Below are 25,950 nucleotides of genomic sequence, written 5' to 3'. Positions count from 1 at the left end.
AACTCCCTGGGCTGCTCTCGCGACGTTTGGCGCGAGGGCAGGGCCGGAGTCAATCGCCGGCCGATGCGGAGGAGCCTTGCGCGATACTGAAAGCTCGATGCTCAGTTCCCCACCGAGCCACCCACCCGGTAGTAAGAGACTTCGTCGCACAACACCGCCATCATGCACACCTTGAGGTCGAGCTGCGTGATGTTGGGTAAAGTGATGGTCGCCGGCAGCGCGCTGCCGTCCCCGGTGAGGATTTGCCCTGCCCAGCCGCCTCTGATCGGCGCAAAGTTCACCCCCACCAGCTTGCCGGCGAGGCTGGGCTCGCCCGCCGCGGGCTTATCGGCAAGTACCGTGGCGCACAACGCCCCGGCCATGTCCGCACAACCGGCGATCTCGATCACGCTGCTGCGGTCGGCCGAAGTCCAACGGCCCGCCAGCGCTGGCTCCTCGGCTTTCGCCCACTCCGGCACCATAGACAGCAGCATGGTGACCAGGCCCCAGGCAATGGCTTTCAGCATGTGCCGCTCCTCGAGCCCGTAGCGGCTGCAGCCCCGATGCCGGTGAAAACGAGCGCGAACGCCAGCGCGCCCGCGGCGGATGCCGTGAGACGAGAGATCATTATCAGTACCTCGAAAGCTGCCCCCCGCACGCCAGCGGGGCAGGTGCGTATGAAGCGATCCTGCGTGCAGACCTAGAGATGCCGCATCACGTATCGATAGTCAATAACAATATCACGATAATCGTGAAATCAATCGTCGTCAGACAGATCGTCCTCGGGCCGGCGCTCATAGGCCAGCAGGTCGCCTGGCTGGCACTGCAGCACGTCGCACAGCCGGTTCAGCGTCGAAAACCGCACCGCCTTGGCTTTGCCGGTCTTGAGCACACTGAGGTTCTGCATCGAGATGCCGACCGCGTCGGCAAGATCGCCCAGCCGCATCTTGCGGCGCGCCAGCATCACGTCGAGGTTCACGATGATCATCGCCAGCGCCTAGATCGTCAGCTTGGCGTCTTCGGCGACGCGCGCAGCTTCGTCGAGCACCAGGCCGACGACGTAGATCACCCCTGCCGGCAGCAGGTTGGCGAGGTCGATGCTGATCGAGAAACGGCCCAGCTCATTGGCCATCAGGTCAGTCAGCGGCCCGATCACGCTGGAGCCGGCCGTGGCGACCAGCAGCGCTATGCCGGCCCGCCGGATGGCGCTCGCTGCGCCGCGCGTCAGGATCTGGCCCGCCGCCCACAGGCCGAACAGCTGGCGCAGGAAGTAGAGCGGCACGAGATAGAGCCCGACGCTGAGCAGCGCGCCGGTGCCGATCAGCACGGCGCTGCCCAGCGATACCGTCGACAGATCCACCGGGTCGGGCGGCCCGATATAGACGTCGCCGCCAAACAGCCGGCTCGCCAGCAGCGCCGCCAGCGTTCCCACCGGCAGGGCGATTATCACCAGCAGCAGCCCGACGCCGAACCGTCGGCTCCAGGTCCGGATCGCCCCGATTCGCTCAGTCGTCGATCGCGCCATCTGCTGCCCCATCGCAGTTTCCGGCGCATATTCCATGCGCCGCGCTATCACGTAAAGCGATGAATCGTTCGCGACAAACGAGAAATAGGCGTCCGCTGTTGTCAGCCGGCCTTGCTACGCCGCGAGTTCCTTGCGAACTGCAGAGGCGATGAACGCGGACCGTGTCTGCTTGCGGTGCTTTGCTGCGGCGTCGATGGCCTCCAGCAATCCTAGGTCGAGCGAGACGTTGATACGCGTCGTGGAGCCGAGATCGCGGACTAGGGGGATCAGGACGAGCACCGCACCTCGGCGGTCTTCCGCCAGCGCGGGGTCTGCAATGATCTGGTCGGGTGGACGGGGGGCAGGGACAATGTCGCCGTCTGCCTCCATCCAGCGCACGAAGGCACCGAGCCCTTCAGTGGCGTTGCGCGTCGCCTCTTCAACGGTGTCGCCCGCCGAGTAGCATCCCGGCAAATCGGGAAAGCTCACGCCGTAGGCGGAGTCAGGGTCCTTATGCATCAGGGCGACATAGTGCATCTTTAGTCTCTTTCTAGCAGACCCGCGTCCCGCATGATGCTGCGCGCTGTGCCAAATGGCAGGTCCTTGCGTGGGTGCGGTACCTGGATCTTTCCCGGCTTGGCTGGATGCTTGAAGTGATGGTGCGATCCCTCGACACCGACTTCGTACCAACCGTCGGCCTCCAGCAGCTTGATCAGCTTGCGGCTGTTGGTTTCGACGCGCATGCGCACTCCTTCCCTTGACGAGTACGAAGCACTTCATGCGCAACGCGTGTAACATAATACACACCGCATTGCGGTTCAATACAGGACCTGTATCGGCGCGCTTCAGGGGCAGCGGTACCACCGGCGACTGCGCGTCATCCTAAAACGAAAGGGCGGCCCAGTGGACCGCCCTCCCGTTCGTGACCTTCGTGAGAAGATCGGATGTGTTGGCTGGAAGCCGGACTTAGAAGTCCATGCCGCCCATGCCGCCCATGCCACCGCCGCCCGGCATTGCCGGAGCTGCGTCCTTCGGCACCTCGGCGATCATCGCCTCGGTGGTGATGAGGAGCGAGGCGACCGAGGCCGCATCCTGCAGCGCCGTGCGAACCACCTTGACGGGGTCGACGATGCCGAGCGCGATCATGTCGCCATACTCGCCGGTCTGGGCGTTGTAGCCGAAGTTCGGCGAGGCGTTCTCAAGGATCTTGCCGACCACAACCGAGCCTTCATCGCCGGCATTGTTGGCGATCTGACGGACCGGCTCCTGCAGAGCGCGACGGACGAGGGCGATACCGGCCTGCTGGTCGGGGTTCGCGCCCTTGACGGTGATGGCGTTCGAAGCGCGCAGCAGCGCGACGCCGCCGCCCGGCACGATGCCTTCTTCAACCGCAGCGCGGGTAGCGTTCAGCGCGTCGTCGACGCGATCCTTGCGCTCCTTCACTTCGATTTCGGTCGAGCCGCCGACCTTGATCACCGCAACACCGCCGGCGAGCTTGGCCAGGCGTTCCTGCAGCTTTTCCTTGTCGTAGTCCGAAGTGGTCTCTTCGATCTGCGACTTGATCTGGGCCACGCGGCCTTCGATGTCGGACTTCTGGCCGGCGCCGTCGACGATCGTGGTGTTCTCCTTGGAGATTTCCACGCGCTTGGCAGTGCCCAGCATGTCGAGGGTGACGTTCTCGAGCTTGATGCCGAGATCTTCCGAGATCACCTGGCCGCCGGTCAGGACGGCGATGTCCTCGAGCATGGCCTTGCGGCGATCACCGAAGCCCGGAGCCTTGACGGCAGCGACCTTGAGGCCACCACGCAGACGGTTCACCACGAGCGTCGCCAGAGCCTCGCCCTCGATGTCCTCGGCAACGATCAGCAGCGGACGCTGCGACTGCACCACGGCTTCGAGAATCGGCAGCATGGCCTGCAGGTTCGAGAGCTTCTTCTCGTGCAGCAGGATCACCGGATCCTCGAGCACCGCAACCATCTTCTCGGCGTTGGTGACGAAGTACGGCGAGAGGTACCCGCGGTCGAACTGCATGCCCTCGACGACGTCGAGTTCGGTCTCGGCGGTCTTGGCTTCCTCGACGGTGATCACACCCTCGTTGCCGACCTTCTGCATCGCGTTGGCGATCATCTCGCCGATGGCGGACTCGCCATTGGCCGAAATGGTGCCGACCTGCGCGACTTCGGCGTTGGACGAGATGATCTTCTTGGCCGCGTTCAGGTTGGCGACGACTTCGGTCACGGCGAGGTCGATGCCGCGCTTCAGGTCCATCGGGTTCATGCCGGCGGCGACGAGCTTGACGCCTTCGTTGACGATGGCCTGGCCGAGCACGGTCGCGGTGGTGGTGCCGTCACCGGCGATGTCGTTGGTCTTGGAGGCCACGGCGCGCAGCATCTGGGCGCCCATGTTCTCGAACTTGTCCTCGAGCTCGATTTCCTTGGCGACGGTGACGCCGTCCTTGGTGATGCGCGGCGCGCCGAACGACTTGTCGATCACGACGTTGCGGCCCTTCGGACCCAGCGTGACCTTCACCGCGTTGGCGAGGATGTTGACGCCGCGGACCATCTTGTCGCGGGCATCGGTGGAGAACTTTACGTCTTTCGCAGCCATGAGAGGCGCTCCTTACGAGTTGAAAGGGGAGAGATCGGAACCGGCGGAACGCCTGGTTATGAGATCACGCCCATGATGTCGGATTCTTTCATGATCAGCAGATCCTTGCCGTCGAGCTTCACCTCGGTGCCGCTCCACTTGCCGAACAGGATCCGGTCTCCGGCCTTGACGTCCAGCGCCACGACCTTGCCGCTCTCGTCACGGGCGCCGGGGCCGACGGCCTCGACAATACCCTCAGAGGGCTTTTCCTTGGCGGTGTCGGGGATGATGATGCCGCCAGCCGATTTCTCTTCGCTGTCGACGCGCCGGACGACCACGCGGTCGTGCAGGGGACGGAAAGCCATTTTTGCTCCTATCAGCAATCAAGTGATTTCGCCTCTGTTAGCACTCGTGATCGAGGAGTGCTAACAGCTGGAAGGGGATATAGGAGAGCCCCCAAAGCGAGTCAAGGACGAGGCGAGCCATACGATGACGATGTGGCGGCTATGCGACGAACGCATGAAACGGGCCCGCTGTCGCCACGTTTGTAGTGCCGAGAGAACCGCAAGCCGCCTTGATGGTAAGTTGCAAAGCGCCCGGCTTGGCAGTACCTGAAGCGCCTGAGATACCTTCGGAGCAGACGTGACCGTCGTCCAGTTCGATAGCCACCCCCGCAAATCCCCCGAGGCCTGGGTCGCCCCGCAGCTCGCGGTGATCGTCCCCAGCTACAATGAGCGCGATAACGTCGCGCTGTTGTACGACAAGGTCACGGCCGCCCTCGGCGCCACGCCGTTCGAGTTCATTGTCGTCGACGACAATTCTCCCGACGGCACCTCCGAAGTGGTGCGCGACATGTCACGCCGCCACCAGAACGTGCGCGGCATCCACCGCCTCGGTCGCCGCGGCCTGAGCTCGGCGGTGGTCGAGGGCATCCTCGCCAGCGCCGCTCCCTACTTTGCCGTCATCGACGCCGATCTGCAGCACGACGAAACCATCCTGCCGCAGATGCTTGAGAAGGCCATCGCCGGCGATCACATCGTCGTCGGCACCCGCTATAGCGGGGAAGGCAGCGTCGGCGACGGTCTGTCCAGAACGCGCGAAGCCGGCAGCCGCTTTGCCACTAGGCTCTCGAGCCTAGTCACCGGTAAGTCGCTCAGCGACCCGATGAGTGGCTTCTTCCTGATGCGACGGAGCGTCTTCGACGAAATCGCTCCCTCGCTCAGCGATGACGGTTTCAAGATCCTGCTCGATATCATCGTCTCGGCCGGCCGCTCGCGCGCCCGCCAGGGCAAGGAGCTGCGCATCGGCGAGGTGCCCTATACCTTCCGCCCGCGCCACGCCGGCGAGAGCAAGATGAGCTCGATCGTCGTGGTGCAGTTCCTCGGCCTGATCGTCTCCAAGCTCTCCGGCGGTCTGCTGCCCACCACTTTCCTGCTGTTTGCCCTGGTCGGCGGCCTCGGCGTCGTGGTGCATATGGGGACGCTGTGGTTCACCCATGAGGTGCTGAGCTTCAACTTCGTCTGGTCGCAGGTCGCGGCAACGCTCCTCGCCATGACCTTCAATTTCATGCTCAACAACGAGCTGACCTACGCCAACAAGAAGCTGCGCGGCTGGCGCTATCTCACCGGCATGCTCACCTTCTATGCAGTCTGCTCCATCGGCGCCCTCGCCAACGTCTCGGTTGCCAGCTGGATCTATGCCTATGATGGCCAGTTCTATGTGGCCGGCCTGCTCGGCGTGCTGATGAGCGTCGTCTTCAACTACTCCGTTACAAAGGTGTTCACATGGCGGTAAGCGCAGAACTCGAAATCAAGCTCCGCCGCACCGGTGGCGTCGGCCCCAACACCAAGTGGGACTGGAGCCTTGTCGACGCCAGCGGCACCGTGGTGAAGAAGGGCTCAGCCCTCGGCGAAGAAGCCCGCGCCTTCGCCACGGCCAAGAAGGCCCGCGATAAGCTGAAGGGCTAAACCCTCTGTAAGGGCGCGTTCTAAGCCGCGCCCTTCTTGCCTTCGAGTTCCGCCCAAGCCTGCCGCTTGCGGTAGATCGTCGAGGGGCTGAGCTCCAGCGCTGCGGCAGCGAGCGCGATGTTGCCCGCAAAACTCTCGATCGCGTCCTCGATGATCCGCTGTTCCTGTTGCCACATCGGCAGCACGGCCGGGCGCATCGGCGATTCCGTCGAAGCGGCGCGTCGTTCCGTCTCGCCGCCATCGAACATCGCGACGATTCGGCGGGCCACGCCTTCGAGGTTTTCTGCGCTCCCCGGCAGGTCGCGCGCCACGAAGTCGAGCACCGTCTGCAGCTGGCTGGAGGCATCAATCAGCCCGGCCACACGCTCCCGCTCCACCGGTCCGCGGAACGCTCCGGCGATGGCTCGGCCATGCCGATGTGCCAGCTCGCCGAGCCGCGCCGACAGCACCGCGCCATCGACCGGCCGGGTCACGTGCTCGTGCGCGCCTGCCTGCAATACCGCGAGCGTCGCTGATACCGAAGCCCCGTCGGAAAGCACCACCACCAGCGATCCCGACGCCAGCCGCGCCAGCCGCGCCACCGCGTCCTCGGGCTCCGCTGAGAGGTCGCAAAGGCTGTCGAGGTCCGCCAGCAGCAGGTCGTATGATGCGAGGCGCAGCCGGTCTGCCGCCTCGCGGCCGCCGCAAGCCAGCGCGATCTCGGGTGCGATGATGAATCCCTGATCGAGCATCTCGATCAGGCTCCGGGCGCCGGCCTCGTCGCGCTCGACGAGCAGGATACGGACGGCGTTATCCAGGCCGAAGCCGGGAGCGGGCATGGTGACAAGTCCTTGGGCACGTGGCTGTGCTGAATGGAGTGTTGACGAACTGGGTAAATAAAGCGTTCCAGCCGATCCGTGCGCAAACCCGCCGAGCCCGCGGTTTGCCACAGCTCCCGCATCCCCGCGCCTTTCGGCAGGGCCCGCCCGATGCTATGACGGGATGCGTTGAATCCCGTTGGCCACTGTGGGAGCCCGAGCGTTAAGTGCAAGGCCTCGTCTACATCTTCATTGCGCTGGCCACGCTTGGCGTTGCGGCGGCGGCCTATTTCGGGCTGACCTTTTCGCCGATCGAAGCTTTTGTTACCGCAATTGCCTTTGGTGCGCTCGCCGTCATGCTGATGGAGCGCCGCCTGCGCCAGCGCTCGGAAGCGCGGCTCGAGCGCGCCGTCGAGGATCTGGCGCGGCTGCTGTCGACCGATGCCAGGGCCGGGCAGGTGCTGAGCCAGCGCGTCAACGCCATTGCCGATACCAATGTGGGTAGCCGGCTCGACGGCATCGAGGCCGATATCTCGGTGCTCGGCACCGTCACCCGGCAGCTCGCCGAAGCGCTGGCCGAATTCGAGGAGGCCCGGCGCACCGATGGTGGTTCCCGTCTCGCCGAAGCGATGGCAGAACCGGCAGAGCCAGACGACGACATCTTCCTCGATCCGATGATTCCTGAGGCTGAGGTCCGCGCTGCGCTCGATTCCAACCGGCTGGTCTTTCACATCGAGCCGGTGGTCAGGCTACCGGCCAGGAAACCGCTCGGCTACGACCTCGTGCCGCGCTTGATGCAGGATGCGGGCGGGCTTGCCGATGCGCCCGATTTCATGCCGCGCCGCGGCGGCGAGGACCTGATCCGCCGTATCGAAGCGATGGCGCTCGAGGAAGCCGTCACCATCGCGCGGCGGGCCAAAACCTCCGGCCAGCCGATCACCCTGTTCCTGCCGTTGAGCCGCGCCACCATCCTCGACAAGAAGGGGCTCGAGCAGGTGACGGCGACGCTCGTCGCCAACCAGGCGATCACCGCCTCGCTGAACTTCGCCATCCGGCAGACCGAGTGGAAGCCGCTCGGCCCGACTGAGAAGCGCGCGCTCTACGAGTTCCGCAAGGCCGGCGCCGGGTTCGTCCTCACCGACGCCACCTCGCTGCGCTTCGACTTCGCCGAGCTCGAGGGCCTCGGCTTCAGCGACGTGCGGTTCGATGCGACCCGCTTCCTGTCGCAGCCGCAAAGCTTCACCGATTTCCACACCGCCGATATCGCCCCCTACGCCAAGCGCTTCGAGATCGAGCTCTGCGGCACCGGGGTGATCGATGAGCAGCAGTTGCTCAGCCTGTTCGAAGATGGCATCAGCCTCGTGCAGGGACCGCATATCGGCCGGCCCGGCCCGGTTCGCCCGGATCTCGTTGCCGAGCGTCCGCGCGATGCCGAGCGCCGCATCGAGGCGCAAGCGTAATAGGATAGACTATGCAGGCACTTGCCGGACTGAGCGGGATCGCCCCCCGCTACGATGTGGTTTTGAGCGACATCTGGGGCGTCGTGCACAATGGCATCGCCGCCCACCCGACCGCCGTCGAGGCGCTGGTCAACTATCGCCGCAATGGCGGCCGTGTCGTCTTGATCAGCAATGCTCCGCGTCCGCACGGCCCGATCATCGAGATGATGGATCGGCTCGGCGTCTCGCGCGAAGCCTATGACGATGTGGTGACCTCGGGCGACGCCACCCGCGTCGTGCTCGAGCGTTATCGCGGCCAGACCGTTCACTATGTCGGCCCGCCGCACGATAATGACAGCCTGTTTGAGGGTCTCGACATCACCATCGGCCGCGCCGAGGATGCGAGGGCCATCGTCGTCACCGACCTCGATACCGACCACGACACGCCGGACATGTACAATGACCGGATCACCCTGTGGCTCAGCCGCAATCTGCCGCTGATCGCCGCCAATCCGGATCGGGTGGTCGAGCATGGCGACCAGATCCTCTATTGCGGCGGCGCTCTCGCCGATCTCTATGAGGCCCGCGGCGGCATGATCGTCATGGTCGGCAAGCCCTATAAGCCAATCTATGCCGAGGCCCTTCGCCTCGCCGAAAAGGCTGCCGGCCGCCCGGTCGACCGCACGCGCATCCTCGCCATCGGCGACTCGGTGCGCACCGACGCCATCGGCGCCGCCGGCGCCGGGCTCGACCTGCTGTTCGTCACCGGTTCGATCCATGCCGCCGAACTCGATGCTTTCGGCAACCCGGACCCCGAAGCCATCCGTCGCCTGGTCGAACCGAGTGGCGCCAATGTCGCTGGATTCATGCCGCGGCTGAGCTGGTAGCCACCGGGCCCCTCGGTCATCTCACCCGCCAGGGGGAGCGTTCCGCATAGCAGCCTCCAACCTTAGCTGCCTTGCAACCCATCCGGTTTCTTGCCATATCGCCATCACTCTCAAGGCGGGTACGAATTTGAGCGGCTTCATCAGGCTCGCTGGACTCGACCAGGTTCCGGCGTCGCTGCGCGGCGCCATGGTCGCGATCGGCAATTTCGACGGCTGCCACCGCGGTCATCAGCACGTGTTCCGGGCGCTGAAGGCCCGCGCTGCCGCGCTTGGCGTGCCGGCGCTGGTCCTCACCTTCGAGCCGCACCCGCGCGACGTGTTCGCGCCGGCGCCGTTCATGTTCCGTTTGACCTATGCCGACCAGAAGGCCGAGATCGCCGAAGCGCTCGGGCTCGATGGCATCGTGGTGATGCCGTTCTCGCTCGAATTCTCCCACATCGTCGCCGAGGACTTCGTCACCCGCTTCCTCGTCGGGGCGCTCGGCGTCACCGGCGTCTCGGTCGGCGCCGATTTCCATTTCGGCTACAAGCGCCAGGGCACTCCGGATTTTCTCAGGGACGCCGGTGTTCGCCATGGCTTCGAGGTCGAAATCCTCGATATGCTCGACGAGGGCGACGACCATATCTCGTCCTCCCGCATCCGCGCCCTGCTCGGCGAGGGCGATGTCGCCGGCGCGGCGCAGCTGCTCGGCTACCACTGGTTCCTCTCCGGCGTCGTGGTGAAGGGCGATCAGCGGGGCAGGGAGCTCGGCTTCCCCACCGCCAATACCGCGAGCCCCACCGGCTTTGGCCTCTTGCAGGGCGTCTACGCCGTGCGCGCCAAGCTCAATGGGCGCCTGCTCGATGGTGTCGCGAGCTACGGCAAGCCGATGTTCAACAACGAGCGCCCGCCCTTCGAAACCTGGATCTTCGATTTCGACGAGGACATTTACGGCGAGACGCTGGAAGTGGCGCTGCTCGGCACCGTGCGCGGCCAGGTGAAGTTCGCCGGCCTCGACGAGCTGATCGCTGCCGTCAACAATGACGCCGCCCAGGCCCGCCTGCTGCTGCAGGCCGCGCTACCGGTTTCCGAACTCGACGAGAAGCTGGGTTTTTTCCGCACCTGATGTAGAATCGTTGTGCCTTGGGGGAGGCGACACAATGGATGGCACCGCATCGCGGTCGACAAAGGTTCCGGCCGCGACCGGTGTAAGTGTCGTAGTAGTTATAGCACTAGGCCTGCGCGTGGCGTTCGACCTGTTCGTCGCGCCGATCGGCGACGAAGCCTATTACTGGCTTTGGGGCCAGCGGCCGGCCCTCTCCTATTTCGACCATCCACCGCTTCATTCCTGGTTGCTGGGCCTTGCTTCGCCACTAGGCTGGAACACGCTGGTGCTGCGGCTGACGGCCTGGTTGACGTTCGCCGGAACACTTGCACTCGCTGCCCGGTTGGCCTTGCGGATAAACCCGGAGCTTGGTTCGCGCGCTGGTTGGCTGGCGGTGGCGATCTGTATCACCTCGCCCGTCTGGTTCATCATGACGACGCTGGCGTTCCAGGATCACCTGATGATCCTGTTCTCGATGCTGGCGGGTTACGTGTTCGTCGACATCTTTGCCACCACACTCGCCGGCGACCGGCCGCGGGCCGCGCGCTACTACCTCGGCGGCGCGGCCATCGGACTGGCGGTTCTGAGCAAGGAGAATGGCGTCTTCATCGGCGTGGCGATCGCGGCAGCGATTCTCGCCACCCGGGCGCTCTGGCCGCTGCTGCGGGTGCCGCACCTTTATCTTGCGGCGATCCTTGCGTTGCTTCTGCAGTTGCCGGTGCTGATGTGGAACATCAGCAACGACTTTGCCTCGTATCGCTTTAACCTGGTCGACAGGGTCGACTGGCTGGACAATGTCAATCTCAGCCGGCCGGCAATTTTTATCGTCCTCGCCACTTTGACGTTCTCACCCTTCGCACTGGCGGGAGTTGTGAGCTTGGTGCGTCGCAACCCCGGGTTGCCGCCGCTTGGCCAGGCGTTGCGGTTGCTCGCGCTGTGGCTGTTTGCGGCGTCGAGCCTGGGCATGCTGGTCCTGTCACTGTCGACCTTCGTGCTCTACTACTGGAACATCGCTGCCTACGTGCTCGTGCTGCCGGCAATCGCCGCGCTGCGACCAGGCTGGCGCTTGTTCTGGCCGCATGTCGCGTATGGTCTGCTGATCACGGCGCTGATTGTGGTGAATTATGCCGCTGTTCCACTCTCGGCGTTTGTCGGCAAGCCCGATTGGGAGTCGAGCGTGGTCTATGGCTGGGATGATGTGGCTGACAGCGTCCGGGCGCTGCGCTCGGCCGACGCCCCGGATTTCCTCGCTGGCACCCGCTACACGCTCGCTTCGCAACTGGGCTTTGCGCTTCAGACGGCCGAGGTGACGGATCTGTCCGAACGGCACAGTCAGTTCTCGTTCTGGTTCGATCCGAAGGCGCATCTGGGGCAATCGGCGCTGGTCGTCAGCGATGAGACGTTTCCTGTCGATGGCGTCGCGAAGCGGTTCACCGGTGGGTGCGTCGAGGCCGGCCGGGTCGACGTGGAGCGGTTCGGCATTCCGGTACATCGCTTCTTGATCTCTCGGTGCACCGGATTCGCGGGTTAGCACTCCGCGCACTTCGGCCTTTCACCTCGCGCCCTCGCTTGCTACAAGCCCGCAACTTCCCTTGAACATCGATCGATGACGATGAACGACACTGCTCAAAGCGGCGCGGAGACCGATTACAGCGCGACGCTGTTCCTCCCCGAAACCGAGTTTCCGATGCGCGCCGGGCTTCCCGCCCGCGAGCCTGACTGGCTGAAGCGTTGGGAAGAGATGGACATTTATGCCCGCCAGCGCGCCGCCGGTGAAGGCAAGCCGCTGTTCACGCTGCACGATGGCCCGCCCTATGCCAATGGCAACATCCATATCGGCCATGCGCTCAACAAGATCCTCAAGGACCTGGTGAGCCGATCCAAGACGATGCTCGGCTACAACTCGGCCTACGTGCCGGGCTGGGACTGCCATGGCCTGCCGATCGAGTGGAAGGTCGAGGAGCAGTATCGCGCCAAGGGTCAGAACAAGGACGACGTCGAGATCAACGAGTTCCGCAACGAGTGCCGGAGCTTCGCGCAATACTGGGTCGATACCCAGCGCGAGGAGTTCAAGCGGCTCGGTGTGGTCGGCGACTGGTCCAACCCGTATTTGACCATGAGCTTCGATGCCGAAGCGCAGATCGCGCGCGAGCTGATGAAGGTCGCGGCCTCCGGCCAACTCTATCGCGGTTCCAAGCCCGTCATGTGGTCGGTGGTCGAGCGTACCGCGCTCGCCGAGGCCGAGATCGAGTACCAGGACTACGAGAGCGACGCGATCTGGGTGAAGTTCCCGATCCACTCGGCCAACGGCGCCTTCGGCACCGGTTCGTTCGAGGATTTCGGCTCGTCCTACGTGGTCATCTGGACCACCACCCCGTGGACCATCCCGGCCAACCGCGCCATCAGCTATTCGAGCAAGATCGGCTACGGCCTCTACGAGGTCACCGGTGCGCCCGAGGGCAACTGGGCCTCGAAGGGCGAGAAATACGTCCTCGCCGACAAGCTGGCGGCCGACGTGTTCGCCAAGGCCAAGGTCGAAAGCTTCATTCGCCTGCACGATGTCGATTGTTCCAGGATCGTCTCGACCAACCACCCGCTGCGCGGGCTCGGCGGCGGCTATGAGTTCGAGGTGCCGCTGCTCGATGGCGAGCACGTTACCGACGATACCGGCACGGGGTTCGTTCACACCGCGCCCAGCCACGGCCTCGACGATTTCGGCATCTGGATGGAGTCTGGCCGCATGCTCACGGCGCGCGGTATCGACACCACCATCCCCTACGTTGTCGACGACGCCGGCTTTTACACCGCCGCTGCCCCAGGCCTCGAAGGTGCCCGCGTCATCGATGATGCCGGCAAGAAAGGCGATGCCAACAACCGCGTCATTGCCGCGCTCGCCGAGCGCAACGCCATGGTCGCCCGTGGCCGCATCAAGCACCAATACCCGCACTCCTGGCGTTCGAAGAAGCCGATTATCTTCCGCAACACGCCGCAGTGGTTCGTCTATATGGACCGCGACATCGAGGGGAAGAAAGGCGACACCCTGCGGGCCCGCTCGCTCGCTGCGATCGATGCGACCAAGTTCTACCCGCAAGCCGGGCAGAACCGGCTGCGCTCGATGATCGCCGACCGCCCCGACTGGGTGCTGAGCCGCCAGCGCGCCTGGGGCGTGCCGATCGCCGTGTTCTACAACGAGGCGACCGACACCATCCTCAACGACGCGATGGTCAATCACCGTATCGGCCAGGCCTTCGAAGAAGAGGGCGCCGACGCCTGGTTCAAGGCCGGCGCCAAGGAGCGCTTCCTCGGCAACGCCGTGCCGGATCCCGAGAACTGGCAGAAGGTCGACGACATCCTCGATGTCTGGTTCGAGAGCGGCACCACCCATTCCTGGGTGCTTAAGAACCCGCAGAAATGGCCGGACATGCAGTTCCCGGCCGGCATGTACCTCGAGGGTTCGGACCAGCACCGCGGCTGGTTCCACTCCTCGCTGCTCGAAAGCTGCGCCACCAACGGCTTCGCGCCTTATGCGAGTGTCTTGACGCACGGCTTCACCCTCGACGGCGAGGGCAAGAAGATGTCGAAGTCGCTGGGCAACACCACCGCTCCGCAGGACGTCATCAAGCAGTTCGGCGCCGACATTCTCCGCCTCTGGGTCGCGCAGTCCGACTATTCGGACGACCTCCGGATCGGCAAGGAGATCATCAACTCCACCGTCGACAACTATAGGAAGCTCCGCAACACCATTCGCTGGCTGATCGGCAACCTCGCTCACCGCAAGGCTGAGGAAACCGTCGACTACCGCGACATGCCCGAACTGGAGCAACTGATCCTCAGTAAGCTCAAGGATCTCGACGGGCTCGTGCGCGACGCCTACGAGAGCTACGATTACAAGCGCATCGTCGCGGCGCTTTCGAACTTCATGAACATCGATCTCTCGGCGTTCTACTTCGATATCCGCAAGGACGCGCTCTACTGCGATCCGATCAGCTCGGTCCGCCGCCGCGCCAGCCTGACCGTGCTCGACCATGTGTTCGACGCGCTGACCGCCTGGCTCGCCCCGATCCTGGTGTTCACCATGGAAGAGGCGTGGCTCGAACGTCACCCCGGCGCCGATTCGTCGGTGCATCTACGCGAGTTCCCAAAACTCCCCGAGGAGTGGACGGACGCAAAACTCGACGAGAAGTGGGATGCTATCCGCGAGGTCCGCAAGGTCGTGACCGGGGCGCTGGAAATCGCCCGGCGCGACAAGGTGATCGGTGCCTCGCTCGAGGCCGCGCCGAAGGTCTACATCACTGACGAAAAGCTCGCCGCAGCCGTTCGCGGCACCGACATGGCCGAGATCTCGATCACTTCCGACATCGAGATTGTCGAAGGTGAGGGGCCTGCCGACGCCTTCCGGCTCGACGAAGTGCGCGGCGTCGCTGTCGTCTTTGCCAAGGCCGAGGGCCAGCGCTGTGCCCGTTCCTGGCGGATCCTGCCGGAAGTCGGCACGGATGCCGAATATCCGGACCTGTCGCTGCGCGATGCACAGGCGATGCGCGAGTTGAAGGCAGCGGGACGGTAAGGCCGGTGGCTCCCAACCCCCACCCTCATTCCCTCCCCACAAGGGGGAGGGAGGCGCACTTTGCGCGGGCCGTTCCATCGTCTCCCTCCCCCTTGTGGGGAGGGATCAAGGGTGGGGGTGCCCCACGCGCCGGCTTCGGGGGTGGGAAGCCCCGATGCCAGTGACTCGCCCCCACCTCATCGCCTCGCTGCTCGCCGGGCTCGCCGCGTTCACCCTCGATCGCGGCCACAAGTTCCTGCAGGTCAGCTCCGACTGTGTCGGCGCTGCCTCGACGCTCTGCATCGAGCACCTGGGCTTCGTCACTCCGGCCACACCGTTCGGCTGGCAGGGTGGTGAGATCGTGCCGGTCACGCCGTTCTTCGACTATGTGCTGGTCTGGAACACCGGCGTTTCCTACGGCCTGCTCGGTGATCTGCCGGTCTGGGCGCTCGGCGCCATCGCCGTCGTCGCTATCCTGGCGCTCGGCGTCTGGTGGTCGCGCACCTCCGACGTGCTGGTACGCTATGGCCTGATGCTCGCCATCGGCGGCGCCGTCTCAAATGCGCTTGATCGTGTGCTTTATGGCGCCGTTGCGGATTTCTTTCACTTTCATTGGCAGGATTGGTCGTTCTACATCTTCAATATCGCCGACGTGGCGATCACTTTAGGGGTGTTGCTGCTACTCCTCGATTTCGTCGGGATCGGCCGCAGGAAGGCTGCCTGAACGCAAAGGCGCCTCAATCTGGCCTTAGGGCCCGGTTGGGTGGGCAACGAAAGCGATAACAATTCCGAGCGAATTGTTCGTGGGCCTATGATGGTCTATAAGGCCCGCGCGGGGCGCGCACGGGCCGGGGAAAGGGAAGTTTCATGCTGAGTGATTTGACCGGGCGGCGGCCCAACTTCAAAGCCGTGACCCGGGGCGGATTGCTGACCGTTGGTATCGTGCTCGGCCTCGGCCTGAGCGCCTGCACCACCACCGAAGGCACCAATGCCCTGACCGATGTCAGCACCTTCGAGCGCGAAGTGGTGACCGAGACCATGAAGGGCATGGGCATGATGGATCGCGAGGAGAAAGCGGAGAACGCCGAGCGTCGCGGCCCGCTGGTGCTCCCAAAATCCACCGCACTGCCGGCTCCCGCCGATCCGAAGGCGGCCAAGACCGCCCTGATCCCCGAGGATTCGAGCCGCGTGCAGATCGATACTTCGAACATTTCGGAAGCTGACCTGAAGCGGCTGCGTAACGCCCGTGTGGTCGATCTGCGCACCATCGCCGGCCGTCCGCTCACCGAAGTCGAAACCAAGCAGCTCACCGCACGCATGACCGCTGCCAAGCTGAAGGGCGGTCCCAAGCCGCTCTATCTGCCGCCCGATGAGTACTACACCACGGTCAAGGGCCAGGATATGGTCTGCCTGGCCGCCAATGGCGAGCTCGTGCCGCTCACCGACAAATCGTGCCCACCCGACGTCCGCAAGGCCCTGGCCGCGCAGGCGAATTAATCTGAACTCGAAAGATGCGCTGACCCCCCGGGCAATCCTGCCTGGCCCCGGTCCCGCAGGAGTTATTGCATGTCGAATGTCTCAGCCGTCCCGACGGACGGCGACCGCTTGGCCAAGGTCATCGCCCGTTCTGGTCTCTGCTCCCGCCGCGATGCCGAAGGCTGGATCAAGGATGGGCGCGTTACCGTCAACGGTAAGAAGGTCCTGACCCCGGCCTTCAACGTCTCCGAAAAAGACAAGATCAAGGTTGATGGCGAGCCGCTTGCGGCGCGCCAGGGCACCCGCGTTTGGCTCTACCACAAGCCCGCCGGCCTTGTGGTCACCGAGAAAGACCCGGAAGGCCGCCCCACCGTGTTCGAGGCGCTCGAAGAAAAAGAGCTGCCGCGCGTCGTCTCGATCGGCCGGCTCGACATCAACACCGAAGGCCTGCTGCTGGTCACCAACGATGGTGGCCTGAAGCGTGTGCTCGAGTTGCCGGCCACCGGCTGGCTCCGCCGCTACCGCGTTCGCGCCTTCGGCTCGGTCACCCAGGCGCAGCTCGATACGCTGAAAGACGGCATCGAGATCGAGGGCATCCAGTACGGCCCGATCGAGGCCATCCTGGAGCGCGCCCAGGGCTCCAACAGCTGGCTGGTGCTGAGCCTGCGCGAAGGCAAGAACCGCGAGGTCAAGAACGTCCTCGGCGCACTCGGACTACAGGTCAACCGCCTGATCCGCGTCAGCTACGGCCCGTTCCAGCTCGGTGACCTGCCTGAGGGCGAGGTCGAAGTCGTCGCCGCCCGCGTGCTGCGCGAGCAGCTCGGCAAGCGCCTTGCCGCTGAGGCCAACACCGATTTCGACAGCGACATGCCTGAAGTCGCACCCAAGAAGAAGCCGGCGGTCAACCCCAAGCTGCGCGCTGCCGCGCCAGGCAAGGAGCTGAAGAAGGATTCGCCGCGCAAGTCGCGCGACAGCAAGTTCCGCTTCGAGGACGACGAGACCGAGGCCGCAGCTGCTGCCGCACTCGCCGAGCGCCCCCGCCAGGATCGTCCCGGCCGTTTCGACAAGAAGCCGGTCAAGGCGCCGAGTCGCCCGCGTCCGGTCGATCCCTCAGAGATTCGTACGATCCACTTTGAGGATGGCCGCGAGGCCGAGATCCGCGTCAAGCCGCCCCGCCGCGAGGGCGTGGAAGGCGAAGAGCGCAAGCGCTGGAACGACCCCGAGGACAGCTCGGCCAGGAATTTCGGCCGCCCCGCCCACCACGAGGATCGTCCGGCCCGCGCGCCGGGGGCTAAACGCCCGGGCGCCGATGCCGACCGTCCGAAACGCGCCTATGGCGACAAGCCCGCGGGCAAGCGTCCCTACGGTGACAAGCCCCGCGGCGATGTCGGCGATCGTCCGAAGCGTGCCTACGGCGATAAGCCTGCCTATGGCGAAAAGCGCGCCTATGGCGACAAGTCGCGCTCCGCCCGGCCGGTCGGCGACCGGCCTTACGGCGACAAGAAGCCCTACGCCCCGCGCGGCGATGGTCCCGCGCGCTCCTACGAGGGCAAGAAGCCGTACGCGCCCCGTACCGACGCCAGCGACCGCCCGAGCCGCTCGTTCGGCGACAAGAAGCCCTATGGCGCCCGCCCACCCCGCGAAGGCGCAGAGCGTGGTCCGCGCGACGGCGCCGAGCGCGGCCCGCGTGCCGAGGAAAAGCGCCCCTACGCCCCGCGCAACTCCAATACCGGCGACCGCGAGCGCAGCAATAGTCGTCCGCTTGGTGACAAGAAGCCCTATGGCACGCGCCCGCCCCGCGGCGATCGCCCTTCCAGCGATCGTCCGCCCGGCGGCGGTGACCGTCCGGCCCGTTCGTTCGGGGACAAGCCGCGTAGCTTCGGTGACAAGAAGCCGTTCTCCGGCAAGCCCGGCGGCACTGGCGGCAAGCCCTACGGCAAACCGTCAGGTGGCGCCGGCCGGCCGGCCGGCGGTGGTCGTCCCGGCGGCGCCGGCCGTCCCCAGGGCGGCGCTGGCCGCCCCTCCGGCAGCTCCGGCCGTCCTGCCGGTGATCGCCCCCGTGGACCCAAGAAGCCGCGCGAGTAACCGATGCGCATCGTCGCCGGCAAGTTTCGCGGCAAGGCGCTGCTGTCGCCTTCGGACGACAGCATCCGCCCGACCTCCGACCGGGCTCGCGAATCGGTGTTCAACATCCTCGCGAGCCGGATCGGCGTGCATCTCGACGGGCTGAAGGTGCTCGACCTGTTCGCCGGCACCGGCGCGCTGGGCCTTGAAGCCCTGTCGCGCGGCGCGTCGGGCGCGGTGTTCGTCGATAACGGCGCCGAATCCCGTGGCATCATCCGCGACCACATCGAAGCCTTCGGCATCGCTGGCATCGCCAAGCTGCTCCGCCGCGACGCCACGGCGCTCGGCCCCGCCGGCACCATGGGTCCCTTCGACCTGGTGTTCCTCGATCCGCCCTACGCCAGGGGGCTGGGGGAGCAGGCGCTGACCTCGCTCCGCGAGGGTAACTGGCTGGCCAAGGACGCCACGATCGTGCTTGAGGAAAGCGCCGACGTCGAACTGGCGCTGCCCGAAGGCTTCACCCTCGATGATCGCCGCGCCTATGGTGCGGCAGCGGTGCACTTCATCCGCACGCAGTGAGGCGAGCCATGCAGTTCCGCGCCGTCGTCATCCCCTCCGGCAATGCCACCGCCGTCGAAATCCCCGATGAGGTCATGCAATCGCTCGGTCCCGAGGCGCGGCCGCCGGTGGCGATCACCATCAACGGCTACAGCTGGCGCAGCCGTGTCGCCATCAAGAACGGCCAGCGCCTGGTCGGTATCAGCGCCGCCCAACGCACCGCGGCCGGCATTGAAGCAGGTCAGGCAATCGAGATCGACATCAGTCTCGACACCGCGCCGCGCGACGTCGAAGAGCCCGACGACCTCAAATCTGCCCTCGACGGCGATCCGGCCGCCCGTGCTGGCTTCGACAAGCTGCCGTTCGGGCTCAAGGCCAAGCATGTTCGCGATATCGAGGCGGCAAAGTCGCCCGAAGTCCGCGCCCGCCGGATCGGCAAGCTGGTGGAAACGCTCGGTCGTCCCTGAACGCTAGCGCGTTCGTCCGAACAACCGCTCGATATCCGCCTTCTTCAGCTCGACATAGGTCGGCCGACCGTGGATGCACTGGCCCGAATGCGGCGTCGTTTCCATCTCGCGCAGCAGCGCGTTCATTTCCTCGACCCTGAGCCGCCGCCCCGAGCGCACCGAGCCGTGGCAGGCCATGCGCCCGATGATCGCCTCCAGCCGGTCGGCCAATGCCGCCGAGCTGTCCCATTCCGCCAGCCCATCGGCGAGATCGCGTACCAGCCCATCGATATCCGCCTGCCCGAGCAGCGCCGGCGTTTCGCGCACCGCCACCGCGCGCGGTCCGAACCGTTCGATATAGAGCCCCAGCCGCTCCAGCGTCGGCGCCGCGTCCTCGAGCCGCCCGCAATCGTCCTCGCTGAGCTCGATCACCACCGGGATCAGCTGCATCTGGCTCGCCACGGGGCCCGCCGCCATCTGCGCCTTGAACCGCTCGTAGACCAGCCGCTCGTGTGCCGCATGCTGGTCGACCAGCAACAGGCTGTCGCCATTCTGCGCGACGATGAAATTGTCAAACATCTGCGCCCGCGCCGTCCCGAGCGGATACTCCACCGGTTCGACGATCGGCGTCACCTCGTTCACTTCATATCGCGCACTAGGTTCCGCAAAGCCCGCGAACCGTGCAGTCGGCGATCCTCCCCCGCGGGGCGGGGGAGGGGACCCAGCGTAGCTGGGGGAAGGAGCGGTCCAACCCGCCGTCGTCCCGACTGGCGCCGCCTCATACTCCGGCACCCGGAACGCCTGCACCACGTCCTCGGCCACCGTGCTCGCTGCCCGGTGCCCCGCCGCATCCAGCGCCTCGGTGATTGCCCGGATCACCGCGCCGCGCACCGCGCCGGGGTCGCGGAACCTCAGCTCCGCCTTGGTCGGGTGGACGTTCACATCCACCTCTGCCGGATCCACGGCGAGGAAAATCGCTGCCACCGGGAAGCGGTCGCGGAACACGAAATCCGCATAGGCGGCGCGGATCGCCCCCACCAGCACCTTGTCGCGCACCGCCCGGCCGTTGACGAAGAAATACTGGCTCAGCGAGTTGGCCCGCGTATAGGTCGGCAGCCCCGCGAGCCCGGTCACCACCATGCCGTGCCGCATCGTCGCCAGCGGCACGGCGTTATCGCCGAAATCTCCGCCCATCACGTCGCCGAGCCGCGCCCTCAGCGCCCCGTCGCCCTCACGCCCCGGCCAGTTCGAGGTGGTGCGGTCGGCTCCGTCGAGCACGAACTGCACGTGCGGGTTGGCCATCGCCAACCGCTTCACCATGTCGGTGATCGCTCCGGCCTCGGAGCGCTCGGTCTTCAGGAATTTCCGCCGCGCCGGCACATTGCCGAACAGCTCGCGCACCTCGACGATGGTGCCGCGGTTCATCGCCAGCGGCACCGGCCGCGACTTCACCCCGTGCCTGACCGCGATCCGCAGCCCGCTCGCGTCCTCGGCCCGCCGCGACGCGATGCCAAGTTCCGCCACAGCTCCGATCGAGGCCAGCGCCTCGCCGCGAAACCCCAGCGTCCGGATGTCCTCCAGCCCGTCATCGGCCAGTTTTGATGTGGCATGCCGCTCGACCGACAGCACCAGGTCGGCCTCATCCATGCCGACGCCGTCATCCTCGATCCGGATCAGGCTCTGGCCACCGCCGGCGGTGGTAATGTGGACCCGGCTGGCGCCGGCATCGATGGCGTTCTCAACCAGCTCCTTCACCACGCTTGCCGGCCGCTCCACCACCTCGCCCGCAGCGATGCGATTGATCAGATCTTCGGGAAGCTGGCGGATGGGCAAGGCGATTCTCCTGACGGGAGAATGTAGCGATGCACCGCCGCCGCTGCCACGTTCTTCGCCATCACACGGTGGTTGTTCGCAACGACGGATGCTAAACACCCGCCATGCCCACCCCTATGGATCAGGCCCTCGCCCTCGCCGAAGCCGCTGCCACTGCCGGCGAAGCGCCCGTCGGCGCGGTCATCGTTGAAGGTGATCGCGTGCTCGCCGCCGAACGCAACCGCATGCGCGAGCTGAACGATCCCACCGCGCATGCCGAGTTCCTCGCCATCCGCACCGCGCTTGCGGCGCGTGGCACTGGCCGGCTCGATGGCTGCGATCTCTATGTAACGCTCGAGCCCTGTGCCATGTGCGCCGGCGCCATTGCTCATACCCGCCTCCGCCGCGTCTACTACGGTGCCGAAGACCTGAAAGCCGGCGCCGTCGACAACGGCGTCCGCCTGTTCGAAAGCCCCAACTGCCACCACCGCCCGGAAGTCATCGGCGGGGTAGGAGCCAAGCGGTCGGGGGAGCTGCTGAAGACGTTCTTCCAGGGCCTGCGGTAACCCACGCAAGTTTCCCCACCCACCGACATCGAGGGTGTGGTGAATGCGGTGCACTTTAGAAAGGGGGATACTCTACCGAGCCTCGGCGCGCATCGAGTCCTGCTGCTTGGTGAGGAACGACTCGATCCGCCCATCCAGCGCACGCTTGAAGTTATCCTTGTCCTTCTCGACATGCGCCACCAGCTCGCGCACCCGCCAGAACTCCAGCGCCCCGAAGGCGCTGAGATGCGGCCGCACGTAAACGTCGGGCGGATAGGCCGCCATCATGTGCGCCGTCAGCGAGTGCATCATGATCTGCGCCGCGCCGAACCACACATCGAGCGCCTTGTGGTTGGTCTTGTTGAGTTGCTCGGACGGATCGCCATTGACGTCGATGCCGACGAGGATGTCGGTGTCGGCCGCCGCCTGGTCGAGTGGCAACGGGTTCACCACGCCGCCATCGACCAGGAGGTGATTGGCGAACGACACTGGCTTGAACAGGCTAGGAATAGCGATCGAGCCGGCAATTGCCTCGCGCAGCGGCCCCTCCGAGAACACCGCCTGGTGCCAGGACTGAAAGTCGGTCGCCACCACGTAGAACTTGGTTCTGAGGTCCTTGAATTCGAGCGGGAACGGGTCGGGCAGGAACGCATCCACCACCTGGCAGGCGTCGAGCTGCACGTTGAAGCCGGATTGGAAGAAGTTGCCGAGGTTGCGCACCTGCGCCCCCCACAGCCGTCCGGCAATGATCCGCATGGTGCCCAGCACCGAGAACGAGTGCTCGCGCAATTCCGCCCCGGTCATCCCGCTGGCCCAGCCCGAGCCGATCAGCGCCCCGATTGAGGTGCCCGAGATCACGTGCGGCCTGAGCCCCATCTCGTCCATCGCCTCGATATAGGGGATGTGGGTCAGCCCACGGGCCGAACCGCCGCCAAGCGCTACGCCGATCCGCGGTTCCGGCGGCGGGGCCTGACCATGGGTGTGCTCGCGAAACTCGCCGCGCAACCGATCGACAATCTGCTGCCCCCGCCGCTGCAGCGGCGTCGGCTCGATCGGCGTTGTCATCTCATGGGTCACGATAAGGAGGTAGGATACGCTCTTCTCGTTTATAAGATGTTCAGGCGGGTTTCAGTTCCCTCGCCACGGCGCGCCAGCCGATATCGCGCCGGCAGAAGCCTTCCGGCCAGTCGATCCGGTCCACTTCCGCATAGGCCCGGTCGCGCGCCTCGCCGACTGTGCGGCCGAGCGCCGTCACATTCAGCACCCGCCCGCCATTGGCGATCAACTTGCCGTCGCGGCGCAGCGTGCCGGCATGAAACACCATCAGCCTGTCGTCGTCCTGGCCGTCGATCCCCAGGATCTCGCTGCCCTTTTCGGGATTGACCGGATAGCCCTTGGCGGCCAGTACCACGGTCAGCGCCACGTCGTCGCTGAATTCCGGTTTCGCTGTCTTCAGCGTGCCGCGCGCCGTCGCTTCCAACAGGTCCAGCGCATCGGATTTGAGCCGCAGCATCAGCACCTGGCACTCCGGATCGCCGAACCGCACGTTGTACTCGATCAGCTTGGGCCCCTTCGGCGTCACCATGATCCCGGCGAACAGCACCCCGGTGAACGGCGTACCGCGCTCCGCCATCCGGCGGATCGAGGGCAGGATGATTTCGTTCTCGACCTGCGCCGTCATCTCCGGCGTCATCACCGGGGCAGGGGAGTAGGCTCCCATACCGCCGGTGTTGGGGCCGCGGTCGCCGTCCCACACCCGCTTGTGGTCCTGCGCGCTGGGCAGCATCACGACGCTCTCGCCGTCGCAGAGGGCAAAGATCGAGGCTTCCTCGCCTTCGAGAAATTCCTCGATCACCACCGTCGAGCCGGAGTCGCCGAAGGCGCCCGAGAAGCAGTCGCGCACCGCGTCCGCCGCCTCCTGGACAGTCATCGCCACCGTCACACCCTTGCCGGCCGCGAGGCCATCGGCCTTGATCACGATCGGCGCGCCCTGGTCGTGCACATAAGCGAGCGCATCGCTCTCGTTGTCGAACCGGCCATAGGCGGCCGTTGGCACCTTGGCCTCGTCGCAGAGCTGCTTGGTGAAGGCCTTCGAACCCTCGAGCTGCGCCGCGGCCTTTGACGGTCCAAAACACAGCAGCCCAGCCGCCCGCACATCGTCGCCCAACCCCGCCACCGCCGGCGCATCGGGCCCGATCACTACGAAATCCACCTGGTTGCCGAGCGCGAAATCGATCACCGCCTTATGGTCGGTGATATCCACCGACACGTTCTCGGCGATCTCACCGGTCCCGCCGTTCCCCGGCATCACGAACAGCTTTTCGCAGCGCGGCGACCGGGCAATCGCCCATGCCAGTGCATGCTCTCGTCCGCCCGACCCGATCACCAAAATGCGCATCAGCCATCAGCTCCGATGTTGCCGTTGATCCTCCCCGCGTTGAGGGGAGGGGATGGGGCTGGACGCCTCACCCGAGGGGTGGCCCAGCGTATGGCGCAGGGCCATTTGGCGCCCATCTAGCATCTGCTCGATTGTGCCGCCACCCTTGACGGACTCGTGGCTTTCCCGCACCTCTCACCCATGCCCACACCGCTGACCAACGCCGCCGAGTTCACCGTCTCCGAGATCGCCCAGGCGGTGAAGCGCACGGTCGAAGACGAGTTCGGCCATGTCCGGGTGCGCGGCGAGATTTCCGGCTTCCGCGGCGTCCATTCTTCCGGGCACGCTTATTTCACGCTGAAGGACGAGAACGCCTCGATCGATGCGGTGGTGTGGAAGAGCTCGTGGCCGCGCCTGACCTTCAAGCCCGAGGAAGGCATGGAGATCATCGCCACCGGGCGGCTCACCACCTTCCCGCGCTCGTCCAAGTATCAGATCGTCATCGAGCAGATCGAACCGGCCGGCGCCGGCGCGCTGATGGCGCTGCTCGAGGATCGGCGCCGGAAGCTTGCCGCCGAGGGGCTATTCGCTTCCGAGCGTAAGCGCGAGTTGCCCTACCTGCCGCGCGTCATCGGCGTCATCACCTCGCCCACCGGCGCAGTGATCCGCGATATCCTGCACCGCATCTCCGACCGCTTCCCCAGCCACGTCGTGGTCTGGCCGGTCCGTGTGCAGGGCGAAACCGCCGCCGCCGAAGTTACCGCCGCCATCAATGGCTTCAACGCCTTTGCGCCCAACGGGGCAATTCCGCGCCCCGACGTGCTGATCGTCGCCCGTGGCGGAGGCTCCATCGAGGATCTCTGGGGCTTCAACGAAGAGATCGTCGTCCGCGCCGTGGCTGCAAGCCGCATTCCGGTCATCACCGCCGTCGGCCACGAGACCGACATGACACTGGTCGATTACGCTTCCGATCATCGCGCCCCTACGCCCACCGCCGCCGCCGAGGCCGCCGTCCCGGTGCGGGCCGACCTTATCGGCTATGTCGACGAAATCGGCGGCCGTCAGCGCCACGCCATGCGGCGCACCGCCTCGAACTATCGCGACCGCCTGCGCGCCGCCTCCGCCGGGCTGCCGCGGCCCCTCGATCTCGTCGCCTCGGCCCGCCAGCGCCTCGATCATGCCGCCTCCAACCTTGCGGCTGCTCTGCGCCACGCCGAGCAGAAGAAACGCATCGAGTTCGGCCGCTCGGCCAACAAGCTGACGCCGAACCTGCTCTCCCGCCGTGCCACCGAACTCACGACCCGTCTCGACAATCTCCGCCGTCGCGCCGATACCGCCGCCTCGCGCACGGCCGAGCGGAAACGCGGCCTGTTCGTCGCTGCGGCGGGCCGCCTCTCACCCAAAGCGCTCAACAATGAGATCCGGCATCTGCGCAGCCGCCTCGATCCGCTCGCCGCCGCGCTCCATCCGGCTGTTGCCCGTTTCGTCGATCAGCGCCGCCGCAGCCTCGACCTCGCGGCCCGGTTGCTCGAGGCAGCGGACTACCGCTCGATCCTGCAACGTGGCTTCTCGGTGGTTACCGATGCCGAGGGGCACATCGTCAAGCACACCGCCGAGGTGAAGCCGGGCGATGCCGTGCACATCCAGGTGTCCGACGGCACCATCGGCGCCACCGTCGGCAGCGGCCTGGTCGCCCGCAAGAAGGTCCGTCCGCCGCGCGACGAAGAGGGTCAGGAAAGCCTGTTCTGAGAAACGGAGCCTGTCCTGCGGATCATGCCTGTTCGAGAACCCATGGTCTGTTCTGAAAATCGCCACGAAACCCGTTCAGCTCTTGCCATTGCGCGGTTCGGGATCAGCCGGTTTCCAAGTCAGCTGATCTGACCTAT

25 protein-coding genes are annotated in these 25,950 nt (G+C 65.6%); 14 read left to right on the top strand and 11 right to left on the bottom strand.

Annotated features, from left to right (window positions below; translation table 11 throughout):
• Positions 1–101 precede the first annotated feature (101 nt).
• From ACSQ23_RS20205 to ACSQ23_RS20175, 7 genes are all read right to left on the bottom strand, one after another.
• The gene (locus ACSQ23_RS20205) at positions 102–506 is read right to left on the bottom strand and encodes a hypothetical protein (RefSeq protein ID WP_436091665.1); all 405 of its coding nucleotides are present in this window, start codon (positions 504–506) and stop codon (positions 102–104) included.
• 230 nt (positions 507–736) lie between these two features.
• Entirely contained in the window at positions 737–967 is a 231-nt protein-coding gene (locus ACSQ23_RS20200) for a helix-turn-helix domain-containing protein (protein WP_055884837.1), read from the bottom strand.
• A 9-nt stretch (positions 968–976) separates the two neighbouring features.
• Positions 977–1,504, bottom strand: coding sequence for a hypothetical protein (locus ACSQ23_RS20195; RefSeq protein WP_156384555.1), 528 nt, complete (start codon positions 1,502–1,504; stop codon positions 977–979).
• 114 nt (positions 1,505–1,618) lie between these two features.
• Positions 1,619–2,020 (bottom strand): type II toxin-antitoxin system HicB family antitoxin, encoded by a 402-nt coding sequence (locus ACSQ23_RS20190; RefSeq protein WP_436091664.1) that lies wholly within the window; start codon positions 2,018–2,020, stop codon positions 1,619–1,621.
• 2 nt (positions 2,021–2,022) lie between these two features.
• Complete coding sequence (locus tag ACSQ23_RS20185; protein ID WP_055884848.1) at positions 2,023–2,226, bottom strand: type II toxin-antitoxin system HicA family toxin; 204 nt, start codon at positions 2,224–2,226, stop codon at positions 2,023–2,025.
• A gap of 223 nt (positions 2,227–2,449) precedes the next feature.
• Entirely contained in the window at positions 2,450–4,090 is a 1,641-nt protein-coding gene (groL, locus tag ACSQ23_RS20180; protein WP_436091663.1) for a chaperonin GroEL, read from the bottom strand.
• Positions 4,091–4,146: 56 nt separating this feature from the next.
• Complete coding sequence (locus ACSQ23_RS20175; RefSeq protein WP_055884854.1) at positions 4,147–4,434, bottom strand: co-chaperone GroES; 288 nt, start codon at positions 4,432–4,434, stop codon at positions 4,147–4,149.
• A gap of 277 nt (positions 4,435–4,711) precedes the next feature.
• On the opposite strand from ACSQ23_RS20175, the gene ACSQ23_RS20170 reads away from it, so the two are divergent.
• Positions 4,712–5,863: a glycosyltransferase gene (locus ACSQ23_RS20170; protein ID WP_055884855.1), complete on the top strand. Its 1,152-nt coding sequence runs from the start codon at positions 4,712–4,714 to the stop codon at positions 5,861–5,863.
• Complete coding sequence (locus ACSQ23_RS20165; protein WP_055884859.1) at positions 5,854–6,036, top strand: hypothetical protein; 183 nt, start codon at positions 5,854–5,856, stop codon at positions 6,034–6,036. The genes ACSQ23_RS20170 and ACSQ23_RS20165 overlap by 10 nt, the downstream gene beginning before the upstream one ends.
• Before the next feature lie 20 nt (positions 6,037–6,056).
• Here the strand turns inward: ACSQ23_RS20165 and ACSQ23_RS20160 are convergent, their stop codons facing one another.
• The gene (locus tag ACSQ23_RS20160; protein WP_436091662.1) at positions 6,057–6,854 is read right to left on the bottom strand and encodes a helix-turn-helix domain-containing protein; all 798 of its coding nucleotides are present in this window, start codon (positions 6,852–6,854) and stop codon (positions 6,057–6,059) included.
• A 206-nt stretch (positions 6,855–7,060) separates the two neighbouring features.
• Here ACSQ23_RS20160 and ACSQ23_RS20155 point away from each other — a divergent pair, with 206 nt between their 5' ends.
• From ACSQ23_RS20155 to ACSQ23_RS20110, 10 genes are all read left to right on the top strand, one after another.
• Complete coding sequence (locus ACSQ23_RS20155; RefSeq protein ID WP_436091661.1) at positions 7,061–8,293, top strand: EAL domain-containing protein; 1,233 nt, start codon at positions 7,061–7,063, stop codon at positions 8,291–8,293.
• An 11-nt stretch (positions 8,294–8,304) separates the two neighbouring features.
• Positions 8,305–9,159 (top strand): TIGR01459 family HAD-type hydrolase, encoded by an 855-nt coding sequence (locus tag ACSQ23_RS20150; protein ID WP_055884875.1) that lies wholly within the window; start codon positions 8,305–8,307, stop codon positions 9,157–9,159.
• A 127-nt stretch (positions 9,160–9,286) separates the two neighbouring features.
• Positions 9,287–10,264: a bifunctional riboflavin kinase/FAD synthetase gene (locus ACSQ23_RS20145; RefSeq protein WP_055884878.1), complete on the top strand. Its 978-nt coding sequence runs from the start codon at positions 9,287–9,289 to the stop codon at positions 10,262–10,264.
• Positions 10,265–10,382: 118 nt separating this feature from the next.
• Positions 10,383–11,774 carry an ArnT family glycosyltransferase gene (locus ACSQ23_RS20140; protein WP_436091660.1) on the top strand — a complete coding sequence of 464 codons (1,392 nt, stop codon included), beginning with the start codon at positions 10,383–10,385 and terminating at the stop codon, positions 11,772–11,774.
• 81 nt (positions 11,775–11,855) lie between these two features.
• On the top strand, positions 11,856–14,807 hold the full coding sequence (gene ileS / locus ACSQ23_RS20135) for an isoleucine--tRNA ligase (RefSeq protein WP_436091659.1): 2,952 nt from the start codon (positions 11,856–11,858) through the stop codon (positions 14,805–14,807).
• Between the two features lie 154 nt (positions 14,808–14,961).
• Positions 14,962–15,510: a signal peptidase II gene (lspA, locus tag ACSQ23_RS20130; protein WP_436091658.1), complete on the top strand. Its 549-nt coding sequence runs from the start codon at positions 14,962–14,964 to the stop codon at positions 15,508–15,510.
• A 143-nt stretch (positions 15,511–15,653) separates the two neighbouring features.
• Positions 15,654–16,283 carry a hypothetical protein gene (locus ACSQ23_RS20125; RefSeq protein ID WP_436091657.1) on the top strand — a complete coding sequence of 210 codons (630 nt, stop codon included), beginning with the start codon at positions 15,654–15,656 and terminating at the stop codon, positions 16,281–16,283.
• A 69-nt stretch (positions 16,284–16,352) separates the two neighbouring features.
• Positions 16,353–18,347, top strand: a complete 1,995-nt coding sequence (locus ACSQ23_RS20120; RefSeq protein ID WP_436091656.1) for a pseudouridine synthase — start codon at positions 16,353–16,355, stop codon at positions 18,345–18,347.
• A 3-nt stretch (positions 18,348–18,350) separates the two neighbouring features.
• Positions 18,351–18,905 carry a 16S rRNA (guanine(966)-N(2))-methyltransferase RsmD gene (gene rsmD / locus ACSQ23_RS20115; RefSeq protein WP_436091655.1) on the top strand — a complete coding sequence of 185 codons (555 nt, stop codon included), beginning with the start codon at positions 18,351–18,353 and terminating at the stop codon, positions 18,903–18,905.
• A gap of 8 nt (positions 18,906–18,913) precedes the next feature.
• Positions 18,914–19,351: a YdeI/OmpD-associated family protein gene (locus ACSQ23_RS20110; protein ID WP_055996948.1), complete on the top strand. Its 438-nt coding sequence runs from the start codon at positions 18,914–18,916 to the stop codon at positions 19,349–19,351.
• A 3-nt stretch (positions 19,352–19,354) separates the two neighbouring features.
• Here ACSQ23_RS20110 and mutL read toward each other — a convergent pair whose 3' ends face one another.
• The gene (gene mutL, locus ACSQ23_RS20105) at positions 19,355–21,163 is read right to left on the bottom strand and encodes a DNA mismatch repair endonuclease MutL (RefSeq protein WP_436091654.1); all 1,809 of its coding nucleotides are present in this window, start codon (positions 21,161–21,163) and stop codon (positions 19,355–19,357) included.
• Between the two features lie 104 nt (positions 21,164–21,267).
• Here mutL and ACSQ23_RS20100 point away from each other — a divergent pair, with 104 nt between their 5' ends.
• Positions 21,268–21,708 (top strand): nucleoside deaminase, encoded by a 441-nt coding sequence (locus ACSQ23_RS20100; RefSeq protein ID WP_055884897.1) that lies wholly within the window; start codon positions 21,268–21,270, stop codon positions 21,706–21,708.
• 72 nt (positions 21,709–21,780) lie between these two features.
• Here the strand turns inward: ACSQ23_RS20100 and ACSQ23_RS20095 are convergent, their stop codons facing one another.
• Positions 21,781–22,752, bottom strand: coding sequence for a patatin-like phospholipase family protein (locus tag ACSQ23_RS20095; protein ID WP_436091653.1), 972 nt, complete (start codon positions 22,750–22,752; stop codon positions 21,781–21,783).
• A 52-nt stretch (positions 22,753–22,804) separates the two neighbouring features.
• The gene (gene purD, locus ACSQ23_RS20090) at positions 22,805–24,085 is read right to left on the bottom strand and encodes a phosphoribosylamine--glycine ligase (protein WP_436091652.1); all 1,281 of its coding nucleotides are present in this window, start codon (positions 24,083–24,085) and stop codon (positions 22,805–22,807) included.
• A 180-nt stretch (positions 24,086–24,265) separates the two neighbouring features.
• On the opposite strand from purD, the gene xseA reads away from it, so the two are divergent.
• A complete protein-coding gene (gene xseA, locus ACSQ23_RS20085) occupies positions 24,266–25,813 on the top strand; it encodes an exodeoxyribonuclease VII large subunit (protein WP_436091651.1) in 1,548 nt (515 codons plus the stop codon).
• Positions 25,814–25,950: the final 137 nt, after the last annotated feature.

It is taken from the genome of Devosia sp. LjRoot16 (assembly GCF_964252795.1).
Classification (GTDB): domain Bacteria; phylum Pseudomonadota; class Alphaproteobacteria; order Rhizobiales; family Devosiaceae; genus Devosia_A.
Note: the sequence above shows the minus strand (reverse complement) of the source record. Positions and strands in the feature narration are given on the sequence as shown.